At 41.7% G+C, this 19,408-nt stretch carries 15 protein-coding genes; 7 read left to right on the plus strand and 8 right to left on the minus strand.

Going from position 1 to position 19,408, the window contains the following annotated elements; all coding sequences use genetic code 11:
- Positions 1-2: 2 nt before the first annotated feature.
- From gldE to mutY, 3 genes are read right to left on the minus strand one after another with little or no spacing between them, the layout of a single operon-like run.
- Positions 3-1,355: a gliding motility-associated protein GldE gene (gene gldE / locus BVU_RS20550; RefSeq protein WP_032945280.1), complete on the minus strand. Its 1,353-nt coding sequence runs from the start codon at positions 1,353-1,355 to the stop codon at positions 3-5.
- 36 nt (positions 1,356-1,391) lie between these two features.
- Entirely contained in the window at positions 1,392-1,859 is a 468-nt protein-coding gene (locus BVU_RS20555; protein ID WP_005839754.1) for a single-stranded DNA-binding protein, read from the minus strand.
- A 14-nt stretch (positions 1,860-1,873) separates the two neighbouring features.
- Entirely contained in the window at positions 1,874-2,932 is a 1,059-nt protein-coding gene (gene mutY / locus BVU_RS20560) for an A/G-specific adenine glycosylase (RefSeq protein WP_005839751.1), read from the minus strand.
- 179 nt (positions 2,933-3,111) lie between these two features.
- Between mutY and BVU_RS20565 the strand changes: the two genes are divergently transcribed.
- Positions 3,112-3,387: an HU family DNA-binding protein gene (locus BVU_RS20565; protein ID WP_005839749.1), complete on the plus strand. Its 276-nt coding sequence runs from the start codon at positions 3,112-3,114 to the stop codon at positions 3,385-3,387.
- Positions 3,388-3,625: 238 nt separating this feature from the next.
- Complete coding sequence (locus BVU_RS20570) at positions 3,626-5,200, plus strand: Rne/Rng family ribonuclease (protein WP_007840057.1); 1,575 nt, start codon at positions 3,626-3,628, stop codon at positions 5,198-5,200.
- 171 nt (positions 5,201-5,371) lie between these two features.
- On the opposite strand, the gene BVU_RS20575 is transcribed toward BVU_RS20570, so the two are convergent.
- Positions 5,372-6,178 carry an N-acetylmuramoyl-L-alanine amidase family protein gene (locus BVU_RS20575; RefSeq protein ID WP_005839744.1) on the minus strand — a complete coding sequence of 269 codons (807 nt, stop codon included), beginning with the start codon at positions 6,176-6,178 and terminating at the stop codon, positions 5,372-5,374.
- 6 nt (positions 6,179-6,184) lie between these two features.
- The gene (locus BVU_RS20580) at positions 6,185-6,727 is read right to left on the minus strand and encodes a TlpA family protein disulfide reductase (RefSeq protein WP_012056013.1); all 543 of its coding nucleotides are present in this window, start codon (positions 6,725-6,727) and stop codon (positions 6,185-6,187) included.
- A 99-nt stretch (positions 6,728-6,826) separates the two neighbouring features.
- Between BVU_RS20580 and BVU_RS20585 the strand changes: the two genes are divergently transcribed.
- The 5 genes from BVU_RS20585 (at position 6,827) to BVU_RS20605 (ending at position 12,665) form a co-directional block, all read left to right on the plus strand.
- Entirely contained in the window at positions 6,827-7,567 is a 741-nt protein-coding gene (locus tag BVU_RS20585; RefSeq protein WP_032945277.1) for a DUF6064 family protein, read from the plus strand.
- Between the two features lie 74 nt (positions 7,568-7,641).
- Positions 7,642-9,372, plus strand: a complete 1,731-nt coding sequence (gene lysS / locus BVU_RS20590) for a lysine--tRNA ligase (protein ID WP_012056015.1) — start codon at positions 7,642-7,644, stop codon at positions 9,370-9,372.
- Between the two features lie 56 nt (positions 9,373-9,428).
- Positions 9,429-10,424 (plus strand): NAD(P)H-dependent glycerol-3-phosphate dehydrogenase, encoded by a 996-nt coding sequence (locus tag BVU_RS20595; RefSeq protein WP_005839736.1) that lies wholly within the window; start codon positions 9,429-9,431, stop codon positions 10,422-10,424.
- A gap of 13 nt (positions 10,425-10,437) precedes the next feature.
- A complete protein-coding gene (locus tag BVU_RS20600; RefSeq protein ID WP_012056016.1) occupies positions 10,438-11,781 on the plus strand; it encodes a glucose-6-phosphate isomerase in 1,344 nt (447 codons plus the stop codon).
- 149 nt (positions 11,782-11,930) lie between these two features.
- Positions 11,931-12,665: an HAD family hydrolase gene (locus BVU_RS20605; RefSeq protein ID WP_005839731.1), complete on the plus strand. Its 735-nt coding sequence runs from the start codon at positions 11,931-11,933 to the stop codon at positions 12,663-12,665.
- Between the two features lie 112 nt (positions 12,666-12,777).
- Here the strand turns inward: BVU_RS20605 and BVU_RS20610 are convergent, their stop codons facing one another.
- Genes BVU_RS20610 through BVU_RS20620 form a run of 3 tightly spaced genes read right to left on the minus strand, consistent with a single transcriptional unit; the run spans position 12,778 to position 19,377 of the window.
- Entirely contained in the window at positions 12,778-14,022 is a 1,245-nt protein-coding gene (locus BVU_RS20610; protein ID WP_012056017.1) for an alpha/beta hydrolase family protein, read from the minus strand.
- A gap of 12 nt (positions 14,023-14,034) precedes the next feature.
- A complete protein-coding gene (locus BVU_RS20615) occupies positions 14,035-15,624 on the minus strand; it encodes a RagB/SusD family nutrient uptake outer membrane protein (protein WP_012056018.1) in 1,590 nt (529 codons plus the stop codon).
- Positions 15,625-15,639: 15 nt separating this feature from the next.
- A complete protein-coding gene (locus BVU_RS20620) occupies positions 15,640-19,377 on the minus strand; it encodes a TonB-dependent receptor (protein ID WP_012056019.1) in 3,738 nt (1,245 codons plus the stop codon).
- Positions 19,378-19,408: the final 31 nt, after the last annotated feature.

Raw genomic sequence — 19,408 nt, forward strand, 5'->3', positions numbered from 1 at the left:
ATCTATTTCTTTTCTTCTTCCACGGAGCTGGAAGAGTCAACGATAACTTTTACTTTCAAAATGCGGCGCGTATTCATTTCAAGTACCTCAAAATGATAATTCCCATAATCTAACCGCTCGTGCAATACAGGAAACTCCCCTTTTATTTCCAGCAACAAACCGGCCAAAGTGTCCGCATCTCCTTCCACTTTCTCGAAAAGAGCGGGATCAGCTTTCATAATCTTATAAAAATCGGACAGCAAGGTTTTTGCCTCGAATATATAGGTACGGTCATTCAGTTTCACATACGTACGCTCTTCATCATCGTATTCATCATTAATCTCTCCTACAATCTCCTCGATGATATCCTCCATTGTAACAATGCCCGAAGTACCTCCAAACTCATCGACAACGATGGCAATATGGATCTTGTTCGCCTGAAAATCACGCAAAAGGTCATCAATCATCTTCGTTTCAGGTACAAAGTAAGCAGGACGGACCAATGTCTGCCAACGAAAGTTGTCGCCCTTGCCCAAATGAGGAAGCAAATCCTTTATATAAAGAATCCCCTTTATATTATCCCGCGATTCGGCATATACCGGAATACGGGAATAGGCATTTTCCACAATACATTTCAACACATCGGAATAAGGAGTATTGATTTCCAAGTCCACCATATCCAGCCGGGAAGTCATCACTTCCTTAGCCGTTTCCTCACCAAAACGGATAATACCTTCCAAAATATTGCTTTCCTCTGAAATCTCACTCTTGTCCGTCAGTTCCAAAGCCTGTGAAAGTTCGTCGACAGAAATATTATAATTCTTTTTTGCCACACATCTGTTCACCAAAAAGGAAGAACGGACCAGCAATGCCGACAAAGGTGAAAAGAATTTCTTTAAAAAAGAAATGGCAGGAGCTGCCTTACGGCAAAACTTCAACGTGTTCTGTGCCGAATAAATTTTAGGCATGATTTCACCGAAAAGCAACAGCAGAAAAGTAAGGACAACCGTTATTAGCAGGAATTCCAGAATCACGGAATTTCCAAAGTGTATGGTGCTGGCAAAAAAGTAATTGCACAGCATGATAATGGTTACATTGACAAAATTATTAGAGATAAGAATAGTCGCTAACAAGCGTTCGGAATCATTCAGCAGGGCGCTGATACGCCTGTCCGAAGTATGTTTTCCTTCCTCTATCTCACTTAAATCAACAGGTGAAAGGGAAAAGAAAGCTATTTCCGAAGCAGACACAAAGCCTGAGGCATACAACAATAAAACAGCTAACAAGATAGCTATGATAGCTCCCATGGTAGGAGCTGTTACGGTTACACCGTCAAATAAATCCGCCAAGCGGCATAAATACGAGTCAGGGTCCAAGGAATCTGGTTTTAGTTAAACATCAAGTTCTCTTAATTAAAAAGGTAAATCGTCCGTCAGACTATTATCCGAGGCTTGCTGTTGTTGCAGAGCCGCTTGTGCAGACACCTGCTGCCGGGATACCGCTTGTGCCTGCGGTACATATCCTGTACCCGGTTGCTGCGAGGTGTTACGCGGGGTCAGCATCTCCATATTATCAGCAAAAATCTCGACAATGGTACGTTTTATGCCATTCTGGTCATCGTATGAACGGCTGCGGATTTTCCCTTCTATGTAGAGTTTGTCGCCCTTACGGACATATTTTTCCGCAGTTTGGGCCAGTCCTCTCCATAACACGATATTATGCCATTCCGTACGTTCGGGAACCTGTGTTCCATTCTGCAACGTATAGGCACGATCGGTGGTGGCCAACGAGAAAGTGGCAACGGCAATGCCGGTATCCAAATATCTCACATCAGGGTCCTTTCCTACATTTCCAATCAAAATGACTTTATTTACTGACATTCTATTATTCCTTTTTAATTATTAGGCTCCAAAATTAGCGAAAAAAACTGATTCACCAAACGCGATACGGCAAATTTATGCAAATCTTCCACGCTTATTCTCTGATACTTCGCAAAAGAAGCCGAATTCTCAGGGAGAATCACTTCATAAAAATTTGCGTAAATCACCCGGTGGGATAACACGTGCTTCACCCCTTTCCGCACCAGCCGCACTATGGGCTCCTCTCCTCCGGCCAGCATCTCGCGAAACTGTGGCGATGCATACAGTTCCTCTTCCGTCCACTCACGATCCGTTTCTATCAAAGGCGGTTCATACAAATTTTTCCATATATCATTTCCGCTGCGCTTATGTATAAAGGTATACGCGCCCATGCGTACATATATATAATTAAAATAACGATTAGTCACCTTGTTTTTATGTTGCTTCACAGGCAAAGAGCCGGCAATCCCCTTCAGACGCGCCACACAAGAATCGTTTAGCGGACAAAACAGGCAGTCGGGCGCTACCGGAGTACACTGCAAAGCTCCAAAATCCATGATAGCCTGGTTGTAGAGACCAGGGCGCTCACGGTCCAGCAACTCATCGGCAACCCGGACAAACAGTTTCTTTCCTTCCGCCGAATCAATGGGGGTATCAATGCCTAACCAACGGGACAGCACCCGATACACATTACCGTCCACCACTGCGTATGGCATACCGTAAGCAAATGAACAAATAGCCGCTGCTGTATATTCTCCCACTCCTTTCAAAGCACGCACCCCAGTGTATGTTACAGGAAATCCTCCTGCCTCTGCCATCCTTCTGGCCGCAGCATGCAAATTTCTCGCACGGGAATAATACCCCAGCCCCTGCCAATATTTCATCACCTCATCCTCATCGGCTGCCGCCAGTGCGAACACATCAGGAAAACGGGCCACAAAACGTTGATAGTAATCATATCCCTGAACCACACGAGTTTGTTGTAGAATAATCTCCGAGATCCATATCAAATAAGGATTTTTTGTCCTTCTCCACGGCAAATCACGCCCGTTTTCCCTATACCAATCTATCAATTTTCTGCTAAAATTCTCCATATCAGTATTATATAAAAGTGCATTCTATGCAATATTTCCGCAAAAGTAAACCAAGAAAATGGAAGAAGATGCTTTTTTTAGGAAATTTATTCTGAATATATTTCTTAAAGAGGGAGAAAAGCTATATATTTGCAGTCCAAAAAATTAAGATATAAGTATAACAATAATTATTTAGCGAAATGACTAAAGCAGATATCGTAAACGAAATTACGAAAAATACCGGTATTGACAAGGTGACAGTGTTAACCACACTTGAGGCTTTCATGGATACAGTAAAGGATTCATTATCTAAAGAAGAAAATGTGTACCTGCGTGGTTTTGGAAGTTTTGTAGTGAAGAAAAGAGCTCAGAAGACTGCTCGCAACATTTCAAAGAACACTACAATCATTATTCCGGAGCACAATATTCCGGCATTTAAACCAGCTAAGACATTTACATTATCAGTAAAGAAATAATAAACAAGAGTATTAACCCATAAAATTTGAAGCTATGCCAAGCGGAAAGAAGAAAAAAAGACACAAAATGTCTACTCACAAGCGTAAAAAAAGACTAAGAAAGAACAGACATAAAAGCAAAAAATAATTTGTAGTCTGTCTGTGACGACAAATAAAGAACAAACCTTGCAAAGCAACAAAAGTCTTTCAGGTTTGTTCTTTGTTTAATGAGAAAAGTGAACAATTTAAAAATACAAAAGTGACAAGCGAACTAGTAGTAGACGTACAACCCAAAGAGATTTCCATCGCACTCCTTGAAGATAAAGCGTTGGTGGAATTTCAGAAAGAAGGGAGAAGTGCTTCCTTCAATGTGGGAAATATGTATTTGGGACGGGTAAAGAAACTAATGCCCGGCCTTAATGCCTGTTTCGTGGATGTCGGCTTTGAAAAAGATGCTTTTCTTCATTATCTAGACCTAGGTCCTCAATTTCATTCTTATCAGAAGTATCTGAAGCAAGTTTTAAGCGACCGTAAAAAACTTTTTCCCATCACAAAAGCTACTATGCTGCCTGATATTGAAAAGGAAGGGACGGTTTCAACCACCCTCCAACAAGGTCAGGAAGTTATTGTGCAGATTGTAAAGGAACCTATCTCGACCAAGGGCCCCAGACTAACCTGCGAATTGTCATTCGCCGGACGTTATTTGGTATTAATCCCTTTCAACGATAAGGTTTCGGTATCACAAAAAATTAAATCGAGCGAAGAACGCGCCCGTCTGAAACAGTTATTGCAAAGCATCAAACCGAAAAACTTCGGAGTGATTGTACGCACCGTAGCGGAAGGCAAAAGGGTGGCCGAGCTTGATGCAGAGCTTAAAGTCTTGCTGAAACATTGGGAAGAAACAATCACTAAAGTACAGAAGGCTCCCAAACTGCCGGCATTGGTATACGAAGAGACCAGCCGCACAGTGGCCATGTTGCGCGATCTTTTCAATCCGTCTTATGAGAACATCTATGTGAACGATGAAACAGTGTTCCATGAGATTAAGGATTATGTATCACTTATCGCCCCTGAACGAGCCGAAATCGTAAAACTGTACAAGGGTCAGCTTCCCATATTCGACAATTTCGGTATTACCAAACAAATCAAATCCTCTTTCGGGAAAACCATTTCGTATAAAAGTGGAGCTTACCTGATTATTGAACACACAGAAGCACTTCATGTAGTGGATGTCAATAGTGGAAACCGCTCCAAATCTGCCAACGGGCAGGAGGCTAACGCACTGGATGTAAACCTGGGTGCCGCCGACGAACTGGCACGCCAGTTAAGATTGCGTGATATGGGTGGTATTATCGTGGTTGACTTCATTGATATGAATCTAGCAGAGAACCGGCAGAAACTGTACGAACGTATGTGCCAAAACATGCAGAAAGACAGAGCAAAACATAACATTCTGCCCCTCAGTAAATTTGGATTGATGCAAATTACCCGCCAACGCGTGCGTCCTGCCATGGATGTCAACACGAATGAAACCTGTCCCACCTGCTTCGGGAAAGGTAGCATAAAGCCATCCATCCTTTTTACGGATACTTTGGAGAGTAAGATTGACTACCTGGTCAACAAATTGAAGATAAAGAGATTTACGCTGTACATCCATCCGTACATCGCAGCATATGTGAATCAGGGTCTGGTTTCCCTGAAGCGCAAATGGCAAATGAAATACGGATTCGGAATAAAGATTATCCCAGACCAAAGTCTGGCCTTCCTGCAATATCGGTTCACCGATGTTCACGGTGAGGAGATAGACATGAAAGAGGAAATCGAAATCAAGTAAAAGAAAAGGGAGTGATAAAAAATGTCACTCCCTTTCTTTATTTCACTACTCTAATATGCAAGGCTTGATTTCGACGTTTCACAAGCTCAAATACCAGTCACATTCTGCCGATTACAACTCACCCAACCATCACAAAGCTGGCAAAACAAAAGCACATCCGTTGCCCCTATTTTATTTACCTTGCTTATAGTCTTTCACTATTCCCTCCGCAATCCAATTTGCCAATGCCTGACGGTTATTCTTCAGAACCAGCCGTTGTTGGTCACGCTTGTTCCGAATATTTCCCAATTCCAAAAACACCGCTACGGGAGTCGTATTACGCAATACATACAAATTACGTTCACTCACCGTTCCGCGAAAGCCACGGTTTGGCTGATGCTTGTCATATTTCCTATCAAAGGTACGGTGCAAGTTATTGGCCAACCGCCTACCCTTCGTACTTTTAGGAGCGTTATAAAAAAACACATCTGTCTGCTGTCCCTTACTGCGACTGTCCACATGAATAAATACAGCTCGTTTGTAACTGCTCTTATCTTTCCGATACAGTTTATTCACCCAGTCACAACGTTGCTTCAAACGAGCCACCTGATTCAAGGGAATAGGATCTCCCATGCAAGTTTCACGTTTACTGTTTGCCAGGACATGACCGTCACGAATACCATCTTTCTTATCTTGAATGATAATATGCACCTTCGCACCTCGTGACAACAACTCACGTGCCAACCGCAGAATAATATCGTATGCATACTCATCCTCATGCAACTGACGCCCCTGATAGATACCGATGGCCCCAGGATCGGGACCTCCGTGACCACTCACCAAATAAAAACAAGCTCCGCTTAGTTCATTGGATGTAATCTGATAGGTAGCATATTCCTTTCCAAATAATGCCTCTTTGCCGGTACGAGGCTTTTTCTTCGCCAGAAGCGGTGATAGAACAAAAAATAAAAACGTGACAAATAGTACCGATCCTCTCATTACCTGTTATTTTTCTCCCAACATTTCATCTATCTTCTTGCACAAAGAAGAGAATTCTTCTTCATTGTACAAACGGGTCAGCATTACAATCTTGCCCGTTTTGTCAATCAATACATTACGGGTGATGCCCGCTTTACGGTCTGCATATCTGGCAAAAATATCAGCTCCCGGATCAAGAGCCAACGGATAGGTCACGCCGGTACGTTTGGCAAAAGCCACTACGGTTTCCAAAGGTTCGTCCCGATCCACTCCAAAGAGAGCAAACGCTTTATTATCCTTATGTTTCAACCAGATATCTTTTTCAATAAAAGGCATCTCCTTTCGGCAAACTCCACACCAACTGGCAGTGAACTGAAGCATCACCACCTTGCCACGCAAATCAGAGAGTTTCACTTTCTGTCCGTCTGTCAGTTCCATTTCAAAATCGGGAGCCATATCCCCTACCTTTACTATATAACCGGCATTATCAGGAGTAACCTGTTGTGCCTTCACCGGCTGACTCAGCAAACATGCGCAAACCAGCAACATCAGACTCATAAACTTCTTCATCGTTCTTCTCTTATTTTTATATATTCGCTACAAAGATAGGCTATTCCATCATTTTTTCGTAATTTTGGCACCCAAAATAACTACCAACTTATCAAGAAGATGAATATTTTTTGGGATACAATTACTCATTACAATGCGGGTACCTGGATTTATCAAGTTATTATCACCCTTATCGGCATTATTTTAACCTGTTCTCTATTCAAAAGCCCCACAAAAAAAATAAAAGTAGCGATGAAGTTATATCTTATATTCTTGAATGTATGGATAGCTTCCGTGTATTACATGATTTATTGTGAACCAAGAAGTTATAACAGTGCTTTGGCAGGATTTTGGGGAATCATGGCCATCTTCTGGATTTATGACCTGAAAGTAAACTACACCCCTTTTGACCGGACTCACAAACATACCGCACTAGCCGTCCTGCTTTGTATGTTGCCATTGGCCTATCCACTCTTCTCCATTATAAGGGGGATGAACTTTCCCATGATGACCTCACCTGTAATGCCTTGTTCGGTAGCGGTTTTCACCATCGGACTGCTGCTGGCATTTTCCAAACGAGTCAATATCTTTCTCGTCATGTTTCTCTGCCACTGGGCACTGATCGGTTTCACCAAAACTTACTTTTTCCATATTCCCGAAGATTTTCTGCTGGCAAGTTCGGCTGTACCGGGCCTTTATCTGTTCTTTAAAGAATACACAGCTTCCCATCTGCATACTTCCACCCTTTTCCGTGCCCGTATGATTAATCTCGCCCTGATTATTGCCTGCGGTGCAATCGGAGTGCTGTTCATGATATCTATGGTGTGCGAACTGGCTCAAGAACAGGCTTTATCGAAATAAAAACACGTCTTAATGAGGTACTTTGCAAAATCTTTCGTATTTTTGCCAACAAATTGAGTTAATGTTTTAACAGGATGAACGTATTAGAACTAAGTGAACAGGAGATTATCAGACGAAACAGTCTGAATGAATTGCGCGCTATGGGCATCGAGCCATACCCCGCAGCTGAGTATGTAACCAATGCATTTTCTACAGATATAAAAGCTGAGTTCAAGGATGATGAGGAACCTCGCAAAGTATCGGTAGCCGGACGTATGATGAGCCGCCGTGTGATGGGTAAAGCTTCATTTATCGAATTACAGGATTCAAAAGGCCGTATCCAGGTGTATATCACCCGTGATGACATCTGCCCGGATGAAAACAAAGAAATGTACAACACTGTGTTCAAACGTCTGCTGGACCTTGGTGACTTTATCGGTATAGAAGGATTCGTATTCAGAACCCAAATGGGTGAAATCAGTATCCACGCTAAAAAACTGACCGTACTGTCCAAGTCTATCAAACCGCTTCCTATTGTAAAATACAAAGACGGAGTCGCTTACGACAAGTTTGAAGACCCTGAACTGCGTTATCGCCAACGTTATGTTGACCTTGCTGTGAATGAAGAGATAAAAGATATCTTCATCAAGCGCAGTAAAGTATATAGCTCTATGCGCGAATATTTCAACTCAAAAGGTTATATGGAAGTGGAAACCCCGATTCTGCAATCCATTGCCGGCGGAGCAGCCGCACGTCCATTCATAACTCACCACAACGCACTGGATATGCCGCTGTACATGCGTATTGCCAGTGAGTTGTACCTGAAAAGACTAATTGTAGGTGGTTTCGAAGGAGTGTATGAAATAGGTAAGAACTTCCGTAACGAAGGAATGGACCGCACACACAACCCTGAATTTACCTGCATGGAAATATATGTTGCCTACAAGGACTATAACTGGATGATGGAATTTACAGAAAAAATGATTGAAAAAATCTGTCTGGATGTAAACGGCACCACTCAAGTAAAAGTAGGCGACAACATCATTGACTTCAAAGCCCCGTACAAACGTGTCACCATGCTGGACTCTATCAAGGAACACACCGGCTATGATCTGACAGGCATGAACGAAGAACAGATACGAGAAGTTTGCCAGAAACTCAATATGGAGATTGACGACACAATGGGCAAAGGCAAACTGATCGATGAAATCTTCGGAGAATTCTGCGAAGGTACTTACATCCAGCCGACTTTCATCACCGACTATCCGAAAGAAATGTCTCCGCTGACAAAGATACACCGCAGCAATCCGGATTTGACCGAGCGTTTCGAGCTGATGGTGAACGGCAAGGAACTGTGTAATGCATACTCCGAATTGAACGACCCGATTGACCAGTTGGAACGTTTCGAAGAACAAATGAAACTGAGCGAAAAAGGAGATGATGAAGCTATGATTATTGACAAAGACTTCGTCCGTGCGCTGGAATACGGTATGCCCCCCACTTCGGGTATGGGAATCGGTATGGACCGTCTGACGATGCTGATGACCGGACAGTCTACCATTCAGGAAGTATTGTTCTTCCCCCAGATGCGTCCCGAAAAGATTACTCCGAAAGACACTCCTGCCAAATTTATGGAACTGGGAATTTCAGAAGACTGGGTTCCTGTCATTCAGAAAGCAGGCTATAACCTGGTGAGCGATATGAAAGAAGTGAATCCGCAGAAGCTGCATATGGACATTTGCGGAATCAACAAAAAATATAAATTGGAACTAACCAATCCTACGGTGGACGAAGTTGCCGGATGGATTGCGAAAATTGAGAATTGAGAATTTAAAGATTGAGAATTATTCCAATTGTCAATTATCCATCATAAATAATAAGCATGAAATTGCCCGGTAAAATAGCGATAATGGGTGGTGGCAGCTGGGCCACGGCTATTGCAAAAATAGTCTTGGCTCAGGCTGAATCAATCAACTGGTATATGCGCCGCGACGACCGAATTGAAGAATTCAAACGTTTGGGACATAATCCGGCTTATCTGACAAGTGTGCGCTTTGAAATAAAGAACATCAACTTCTCTTCAGATATCAACAAGATAGTAAAGGAATCGGATACCCTGATATTCGTTACCCCCTCTCCCTATCTGAAAAGCCACCTGAAAAAGCTGAAAACCAAAATAAAGGACAAGTTCATTGTCACTGCTATCAAGGGTATCGTCCCTGACGAGAACCTGATTGTTTCCGATTATTTTCATCAGGTATACGGTGTTCCCGAAGAGAATATAGCCGTCATTGCAGGTCCGTGCCACGCAGAAGAAGTAGCCTTGGAGCGTCTTTCCTATCTGACTATCGGATGTAAAGACATTGACAAGGCGAAGATATTCGCTCGGCAGCTGGCCGGACATTACATAAAAACTTCTGTAAGCCCGGATGTGGCAGGTATAGAATACGCTTCGGTATTGAAGAATATTTATGCTATCGCCGCTGGAATTTGCAGCGGTCTGAAATATGGCGACAATTTTCAGGCTGTATTGATTTCAAATGCCATTCAAGAGATGAACCGCTTCCTGAATACCGTACATCCCGTAGAGCGTTCTATTGATGATTCCGCTTATCTGGGTGACTTGTTGGTTACCTCCTACTCCAATTTCAGCCGGAACCGCGTATTCGGAACCATGATTGGTAAAGGTTATTCCGTAAAAAGCGCACAGATAGAAATGGAAATGATTGCCGAAGGATACTACGGAACGAAATGTATCAAGGAGCTAAACAAGCACTTGCACGTGAACATGCCTATCGTAGATGCCGTTTATAATATTTTATATGAGCGCATCTCGCCCATGATTGAGATTAAATTATTAACTGATTCATTCAGATAAAATATCAGATACAATGAAGAATATTAGTTTAAACATCGACAAAGTAGCCGGTTTTGTTTCTAAGGAAACAATCGCTGCTTACGAACCTCAGGTGAAAGCCTGCATGGAAACATTGGAAAACGGTACAGGTAAAGGTAATGACTTCTTGGGTTGGTTGCATTTGCCATCGTCTATAACAGCCGAACATTTGGCTGACTTGAAAGCTACTGCCCAGGTTCTGCGCGACAACTGTGAAGTAGTAGTCGTAGCAGGTATCGGTGGAAGCTATCTGGGAGCACGTGCCGTAATAGAAGCTTTATCCAATAGTTTCCAATGGTTGAAAGCAAAACAAGACGGACCCGTCATCGTTTTTGCAGGCCACAATATCAGCGAAGATTACTTGTTCGAGTTGACTGCATACTTGAAGGACAAAAAGTTCGGTGTAATTAATATTTCCAAGTCTGGTACTACTACAGAAACCGCCTTAGCTTTCCGTTTACTGAAAAAACAGTGTGAAGACCAGCTTGGCAAGGAAATGGCGAAGAAAGTGATTGTTGCCGTTACAGATGCCAAAAAGGGTGCCGCACGTGTTACAGCCGACAAGGAAGGATATCAGACTTTCATTATCCCCGATAATGTAGGCGGTCGTTTCTCTGTCCTTACTCCAGTAGGTTTGCTGCCTATCGCAGTGGCAGGATTTGACATTGAGAAACTAGTGGAAGGCGCACGCACGATGGAAACAATATGTGGTCCGGCTACTCCGTTTGCCGAAAATCCTGCAGCTGTTTATGCTGCCACCCGCAATGAATTGTATAAAGACGGAAAGAAGATTGAGATTTTGGTAAACTTCAATCCCAAACTGCACTATATGAACGAATGGTGGAAACAATTGTACGGTGAATCCGAAGGTAAGGATGGTAAAGGTATTTATCCGTCTGCCGTCGACTTCTCTACCGATCTCCATTCTATGGGACAGTGGATTCAGGAAGGTGAACGTACTATCTTCGAAACAGTTATCTCTATCGAAAACCCGGAACATACGCTTCAAGTTCCTTCGGACAGCGAAAATTTGGATGGCTTGAATTTCTTGGCAGGAAAGCGTGTAGACGAAGTGAACAAGATGGCAGAACTAGGTACTCAGCTGGCACACGTTGACGGTGGTGTACCCAATATGCGACTGATTGTACCCGAACTGAATGAATACTACCTGGGAGAAATCATCTATTTCTTTGAAAAAGCTTGTGGTATCAGCGGTTATTTGCTGGGAGTAAATCCGTTCAACCAACCGGGCGTGGAAGCATACAAGAAAAATATGTTTGCTTTGTTGAATAAACCGGGATACGAAGAAGAGTCTAAAGCTATCCAAGCTAGATTATAATATCAAAAACCTATTCAGAATGCCATTTATCAATGTCATTCCGAATAACAGTGAAGAATCTGAAAGCATCCATCAAATGCTTGCAGATTCTTCACTTTGTTCCAATCCAACGGTCACACCTTTGGAAATAATAACTATACATTTATTCTATGTTTAAAGAAGCGATAAATAACTATCTTCATACTCATGGATACGAATCCATCGACTTGAAAGCCGTATTATTCGATATGGACGGCGTGCTGTTCGACTCCATGCCCAACCATGCTGAGTCATGGCATAAAATAATGAAACGCTTCGGTTTCGGCCTCAGCCGAGAAGAAGCTTATATGCACGAAGGGCGTACCGGTGCATCTACGATCAATATAGTAAGTCGTCGGGAACGTGGGCATGATGCTACTGAAGAAGAAATAAAAGCTATCTACCAAGCCAAAACTGAAGAATTCAACAAATGCCCCAAAGCAGAACGGATGCCCGGCGCACTGGAAGTATTGACTAAAATAAAGAGTGAAGGACTGACTCCGATGGTAGTAACCGGTTCGGGACAAACTTCGTTATTGGACCGATTGAATCATAATTTTCCGGGCATATTCCAAGCCAACTTAATGGTTACCGCCTTTGATGTGAAATATGGGAAACCAAATCCGGAACCATATCTGATGGCCCTAAAGAAAGGCGGCTTTAAACCCAATGAAGCGTTAGTAATAGAAAATGCACCACTAGGTGTACAGGCGGGAGTTGCAGCCGGTATTTTTACCATCGCCGTGAATACAGGACCATTGCACGACAATGTGTTACTGAATGAAGGAGCGAATTTACTTTTTCATTCCATGCCCGATTTCAATAAAAATTGGGAAACACTACAATCTGCATTAAAACAAGATTAAATTTTGCAAGAATTCTTCACAATCAATAAAAAAGAGCTCCTTGCTTTCACCTAGATGAAAAACAAGGAGCTCATATTATATAAAAAATCACAGCCTATCAAAATACCTGAACCTACTTTAAAACTTTGCGTAACCAAGGAATAACCAGTTCGTTTTTAAAATAATGAGAAGGGGGATCTACATTGACCGCTTCGAAATAGGTCTTTGAATCCAGTCCTTCATCAAGGTGCTCCACATCTTTTCTAACTGCCTTATCAGCAAACTTCGGATAATGATGAAACTCCGCATTTTCCGGTTTTCCACTAGCAGCATAAGCAGATTGTACCAAACGGAAATCACGGTCCAACCCTCCCTCTGTAAAAATGATAGGACGAGGAGCTAATGACGCAACAACATCTGGAAAATTAAAATACCTCCAATAACCAGGTATCAGATGACGGATAGAATTTGGAAAAGGACGTCTGTTTTCCTTGTCAGGTTTAGTCATTACAACGGCACGTTCCTGAGTCTGGCATAGAAAATCATTGTACACAAAAGCATAAATATCCTTATCCAACACCCCCAAGACCATCATCGGTTCTGTACCTAATGAGAATCCGCTAATCACAATCCTGTCCTTTCGGATATAAGACTGGGCTTTCATCCAATTCAGCACCTGCATATCCAGATAAGAAGTATACCCTAGCCAACTCCATCCCAGTTCAAGCAAAAAACGGGAAACAACATCATAGTCATAATTCCATCCTTTATCATAACATTCCAAATCGGAGGCTTCTCCAGCAGCGGCATTATCCACCGCTACCGCCACATAACCTTCTTTAACCATATTCAAAGCCATACTTACTTTGGGATTATTATAATCCTCAGTTAACTTATCACAGATGCCGGGCTCACCAACCAATCCTTCTTTGGTCCTTCCGGACCCCGGAATGCACAAAACTCCGGGTACTGCACCCTTCAAATGTTCCGGTTTCAAAACCAGAAAAGTGGAAACTGACTTTGGAAAAGGATAGAACTCCCATTTCTCTAAAATATATCCCTCTTTTTTTTCCGTTTTCACACAGACAGGAGACGGTTGTCTCTTTATCTCGGGAAACTTCATGATCTCCACCATCGCAGCACGCACTCCATCCTGCCATTGCGTAAATTCCTGTGCGGACATACCGGAACGGTAAGCATATTGGGGATGTGTATCTTTCAACATCTCATGAACAATGGCATAAGTACTTAGTAACCGTCCATCCCCACGATCTGATTTCACAACTGCATGCTTCTCAGGTTGGTAATTCTGAGAATTACCAACCATACATAAGCTGCATACAGATACTAAAAAGAGCAATCTTTTCATTATCATCATATTATCTCACTATTATTCATACCCCGGAGTCTGCTTGATTTCCGGATCTCCATTCAAAACTTCCACATTAACAGGCCACAACATCATATACGCCTTATCCTCTGTTAATATAGGCAATGAACTTCCATAATGCGCTTTAACAGAAAAGACAAAAGGTTTTCCGTTGGAATCACGTAAACGCAATAAATCAAACCAGCGGCTTCCCTCACCTACAAACTCTTTATCACGTTCCTGCAAAATAGCCCACTCATTATCCGCATAATCTCCTGCAATATATTTATGTTGTTCAAATTTATCACCATAAGCACGCTTACGTACCTCATTTATATATGCAGCACATTTATCCGGAGCTCCCAACCCGTTTTCACACTCGGCCAGCATCAACAAAACATCAGCATATCTATATACCGGTACATCTGAATCATAATAATGAGTTCCTCCATCCGTATGTCCCATCAGTTTTTTCCAACAAGCGCCACGAATCTTTCCTTCGAACATATATTGAAAGAAAGTAGCATCCAAACGAGTATCTTCCTTATCATAAATCTCAATAAACGGCACTTTATACTCATAACGTAATGGTCCGGCTGTCAATAGCTTCAACGGATCCGGACCATATTTATTTCCATCCAAGTCCGTAGCATTGGTAAACAAGGCTACATTATAGAACCAGTTCGCCCCCCAATTGGTCAATTCATTCTTATTAAAACACAGAGCGAAAATGATCTCTTTATTCTTCTTCCCTTCCGGAGTCCATAAATCCGCAAAGTTTGGAAGCAGTTCGAATTGTTGGTTCACCAAATTCAATAAAGCCTTCTTTGCTGTCAACAAGTCACTGTTATTAGGATCTACGGCAGTCAGAGTAGCTATATGATCTCCTGCAATATCATCATCTGGTAATCCTGTAGTGACTTTGGCAGACCACATATATATCTTGGCCTTCAAAAGTTCCGTTGCATGATAAGACCATTCATATTGGTTGGACATCTTCTTATCCGACTCATTGAAGAAAGCTTCGGATTTATTAATATCTTCTTTGATAAACTCCAACGTTTCCTCCGGAGTAGAACGAGCCTTATATAATTGCGTAATATCAATGCTACCCTCGGTAACTTTCGGTTCCGTCTCTAACGGCACACCACCAAATGTTCGATAAAGATAGAAATAGTAATATGCACGCAAGCCATAAGCCTGTCCCAAATAAAATGATTTCTCCGTTCCAGTCAGATAATCAATTTCTTTATCTACATTTCTGATAAACAAATTTATATGCATGATATTTGGGTACACCTCATACCAATCATCGATACCGGTATTATCTTTCGTAAGCAGATTATTAGTCATAGGCGGACCATATACCCCCTCACCCATAGAAGTAACATCACTTATCAGAATCTCACTTCTGAACTCTCCCAATGTGACAGGCATCTGATATTTATCTCTTAAATCGGCATGAATACCAGTCATAAACATTTCTACCTGAGACTTCTGATTCCAAAAATCATTAGAGCCATAATAATCTTCAGGAGACAGGTCCAACGCATCACAAGCAGACAATACCATCATCCCACTCAACAATATGCTATAAAATATTTTCTTCATAATCCTTCCTATTTATTAGAATGTAACATTTAAACCCAAAACAACTGTTCTAGGGAGGGGATATCCTCCATTCTGACTGACACCATATTCGGGGGTCGCCATATTTTTGGCTGCTGTAATATATCCCAAATTCTGTGCTGTTACAGAAACATCCACCTTGCTCAAACCGGATTTATGAATCCAACTCTGAGGCAAGGAATACGACAGGCTTATTTCACGAAAAGCCAAATAATCGCCACGATAACAATTAATGTCCGATATTCTGTCATAATTACGTTTGCCCAAAAAGTCAGCCCATCCATACACCGGATATTTTCCATTCGGATTACTTTCCGACCAGGAATCTTTAACTAAAGAAATGGTATTAAATGTTCCCTGCATATTACCCATAATCCAAGGAGTTTTCCAATCATGTACCCAATAGCCTAAAGCATAATCCAAACGGCAGTTCAAAGTTAACCCTTTCCATGAAGTATTAATGTTAAAGCCTCCGGTCCAATGAGGTATCGTATTACCCAATTTCACCCGGTCATAATCATCAATCACACCATCCCCATTCACATCCTGCCATTTCACATCACCAGCCTGTATAGGCAGTCCTTTCTCCTTTTCGGCATCCGACAATTTAGCCCAAGCTTCAGGGCCATAAAGCACTTTGGCATCTGCTCCATTTTCCGTATAAGTGGATCTGTCTATCAGATTGCCTGGAATCTCACTCTCACTCTTATAAATACCAAGAGATTTAAAGGCGTAAATCACACCATATTCCTGTCCTTCCTGATAACCACCTACCCATTGTCTTTCATAGGTACCATCTGCCAGCTTGCGTCCCGTATAAACCTGATAGGCATCCTGCATATTATTCGGCAATCCATTGTACGGTAATGAGATAATCTTATTCTTATTATAAGCGGTATTCATACTAACTGTAAATTTCCAATCTTTGGTACGCAAAACATTGGCAGTCAATTCCAACTCCATACCTTGGTTTTGTACTTCTCCATTGTTAGAAAGGAAAGAAGAAACTCCGCTATGAGAAGGCAGGGTGATTTCTGCAAATTTATCCTGTGTATGTCTATTATAATAGGTGAAGTTCAAGATATATTTGTTATTCAGAAAACCAATATCGAAACCTGTCTCGAATGTGTACGATTTTTCCCATCTCATGGTGGGATTAGGCAAATCGTTTATCATCAAAGGAACTTTGCCATTATAGTTGGGTACTATTTTACCATCTTTATCTTTCATAATACCATAAGAACCTTGAACCGTATAATAATCAAGTCCTGTCACTACATTACCATTAGCATCCAGTACACCAGACACATTTCCATTGGCTCCGTAACTAGCACGAATTTTAGCATAAGAAAGTACATTGCTACAAGACTCCATAAAATTCTCTCTACTCAATACCCAACCGGCTGATATACCGGGAAAGGTTCCCCAACGGTTATCTTTTGGCAGTTTGGAGTATCCGTCGCGACGTAAAACAAGGCTCAGCAAATATTTGGACTTATAATCATAATTCACTCTGCCAAAGAATGAAAGAATACGCTGTCTGTAATGCCAAGAATCTATTTGCCGCACTCCGGCAGCAGTCGAAGTATAATTCAAATCCTGAAAATCAGATAATGGAGATCCATAACCAGATGCCGAAAAACCTTTCTTGTATGAGTCATAATATTCTACACCTACCATCGCATCCATAGAATGATCTTGCCGGAATGTAGTCTGATAATTCAAGATTCCATTGTAAGTCTGGTCTAAAAGCCGTTCATGTTTGTTGGAAGTACTATGATTAGTATCATACACCGGTCCTGTAGCTACAATATAGTCCCCTTTGAAGAACTCTCTGCTATCATCAAAATAGAACCAAGTTCCTGTGGTCTTGAATGTCAATCCTTTCATTATATTAAAGGTAAAAGACTGGCTCAGATTAAACTTGTCCGTATTATTATCATAATTCAATGCATCCTCATACACTTTCACTGTAGTCCAGCCACGAGCATAAGAAGCCACGGCAGGGCCTGCCAACCAATCACCGTCCGGACTTTTCACACGGAATGTAGGAGGAACGGACAAGGTAGTACTGAAAAAATTACCTTCACCGGCATATCCTGCACCACCATCGTCCCATTTTGCATCGGTAAATGTCAAAGAAGAATTAGAAGTAAGCCAAGGCTTAATTTTATAATCTGCATTGATCGTGAAGTTCAAACGGTGATACCAGTTGTTCATCGCATTTCCTTCGCTGCGATTATAGCCTAGGCTTGCATAATAATGTCCTTTATCATTGCCACCGGATACGCTCAAGTTATAATCCTGAGTAATAGCCGGAGATTTGATATTATAATCTTTCAGTTGATTATCACAATAAATCAATTTTTGTCCCGGATTCACCGGGTCATCCATTGTCTGCCAACCTTGTTTTAACAGGAAAGCCAGGTCATCTGTATAATTCATAACACCCCATACGGCTGTATTATCCTTATTACCATTAAGTACATTCCCTTTTTCATCAAAATATCTGTTTCCCGTTCCGTAAGGCTGTGTTCCGGATAAAGTCGCATCACTAGCAAATCCATGCCAAGCACCCGATTTATCCTGCCATATATGCGAAGACCGATAAAATGCCGAACGCATATAATACAAATAATCATGAGCATTCAAAAATTCATACTGGCTATGAAAAAAATTGAAACCGACTTTCGCACTCAAATTTATTTCCGTATGTCCTTCCGAACCTCTTTTAGTAGTAACAAGAATTACACCATTGGAAGCACGCGCACCATAAATAGCCGTAGCACCAGCATCTTTCATGACCTCCAAAGACTCGATATCCTCCGGATTCACATCACTCAACGACTCGCGTACAGCACCATCGATAATAACCAAAGGTGAACCGCTACCATCCAGATTGGTACCACCACGAAGCACCAAAGTAGGAGTGGAATTCGGATTACCGCTAGTTTGCTGTACCCTTAATCCTGCCACTGCACCAGAGAGTGCTTGCGCCGGATTAGTATGGGCCCCCGTACTTAAAGTAGAATTGTCAACTTTAGCAATGGAATTAGTCATCTTAGAACGAAGTTGTGTGCCCCCATAACCTGTTATCACCACTTCATCCAAAGTCTTATTGTCTTCCTGCAGCTGAACATTCAGAAACGTTTTTTTCCCTACCAACATTTCTTGAGTCAGATAACCGATATAAGAAAAGACCAAAGACGTTTTTTCACTTACCACTAACGTAAACCGGCCGTCTATATCAGTTATGGTACCATTGGTAGTACCTTTCTCTATAATATTAGCCCCAATAATTGCTTCTCCTTTGGCATCGGTCACTATACCTTTGACAGTCACTTTATCTTGTTGCATAACAATGGGACGCGTTTCTTCTCTAGAAATGGCCTTGCGAATTATTACTTGTCTGTCACGGATATGATATTCCAAATCAGTACCGGCAAACATTTGTTTCAGTACCTCCTCTATTGTTTTATTTCGTACATCCACATTGACACGACGAGACAAATCAATATCTGTACGATATATAAAAATAAATTGACTATTCTTTTCTACCCAATTAATCACACTCTTCAAAGTCTGGTTCTCCATGGAAACGGTAAAGCTGGTTTGTTCCGCATAACTCATTTCCGCAAAAGCCTCTTCATAACCTGTAAATGTTAAAATCATGGCTAAACTCATACATTTTGTGAATTTAGGCATGAGTTTTATTCTATTCGTGTATTTTTTCATATATTTGATTGTTTTTTCTATTTATTTCAAG

Source organism: Phocaeicola vulgatus ATCC 8482, assembly GCF_000012825.1.
Taxonomy (GTDB): domain Bacteria; phylum Bacteroidota; class Bacteroidia; order Bacteroidales; family Bacteroidaceae; genus Phocaeicola; species Phocaeicola vulgatus.

Excerpts from the sequence above, each read along its gene's own strand:
- BVU_RS20555 (WP_005839754.1), bottom strand. The coding sequence starts at position 1,859 with ATGTCAGTAAATAAAGTCATTTTGATTGGAAATGTAGGAAAGGACCCT.
- mutY (WP_005839751.1), bottom strand. The coding sequence starts at position 2,932 with ATGGAGAATTTTAGCAGAAAATTGATAGATTGGTATAGGGAAAACGGG.
- BVU_RS20565 (WP_005839749.1), top strand. The coding sequence starts at position 3,112 with ATGACTAAAGCAGATATCGTAAACGAAATTACGAAAAATACCGGTATT.
- BVU_RS20575 (WP_005839744.1), bottom strand. The coding sequence starts at position 6,178 with ATGAGAGGATCGGTACTATTTGTCACGTTTTTATTTTTTGTTCTATCA.
- BVU_RS20580 (WP_012056013.1), bottom strand. The coding sequence starts at position 6,727 with ATGAAGAAGTTTATGAGTCTGATGTTGCTGGTTTGCGCATGTTTGCTG.
- BVU_RS20585 (WP_032945277.1), top strand. The coding sequence starts at position 6,827 with ATGAATATTTTTTGGGATACAATTACTCATTACAATGCGGGTACCTGG.
- lysS (WP_012056015.1), top strand. The coding sequence starts at position 7,642 with ATGAACGTATTAGAACTAAGTGAACAGGAGATTATCAGACGAAACAGT.
- BVU_RS20595 (WP_005839736.1), top strand. The coding sequence starts at position 9,429 with ATGAAATTGCCCGGTAAAATAGCGATAATGGGTGGTGGCAGCTGGGCC.
- BVU_RS20600 (WP_012056016.1), top strand. The coding sequence starts at position 10,438 with ATGAAGAATATTAGTTTAAACATCGACAAAGTAGCCGGTTTTGTTTCT.
- BVU_RS20605 (WP_005839731.1), top strand. The coding sequence starts at position 11,931 with ATGTTTAAAGAAGCGATAAATAACTATCTTCATACTCATGGATACGAA.
- BVU_RS20610 (WP_012056017.1), bottom strand. The coding sequence starts at position 14,022 with ATGATGATAATGAAAAGATTGCTCTTTTTAGTATCTGTATGCAGCTTA.
- BVU_RS20615 (WP_012056018.1), bottom strand. The coding sequence starts at position 15,624 with ATGAAGAAAATATTTTATAGCATATTGTTGAGTGGGATGATGGTATTG.
- BVU_RS20620 (WP_012056019.1), bottom strand. The coding sequence starts at position 19,377 with ATGAAAAAATACACGAATAGAATAAAACTCATGCCTAAATTCACAAAA.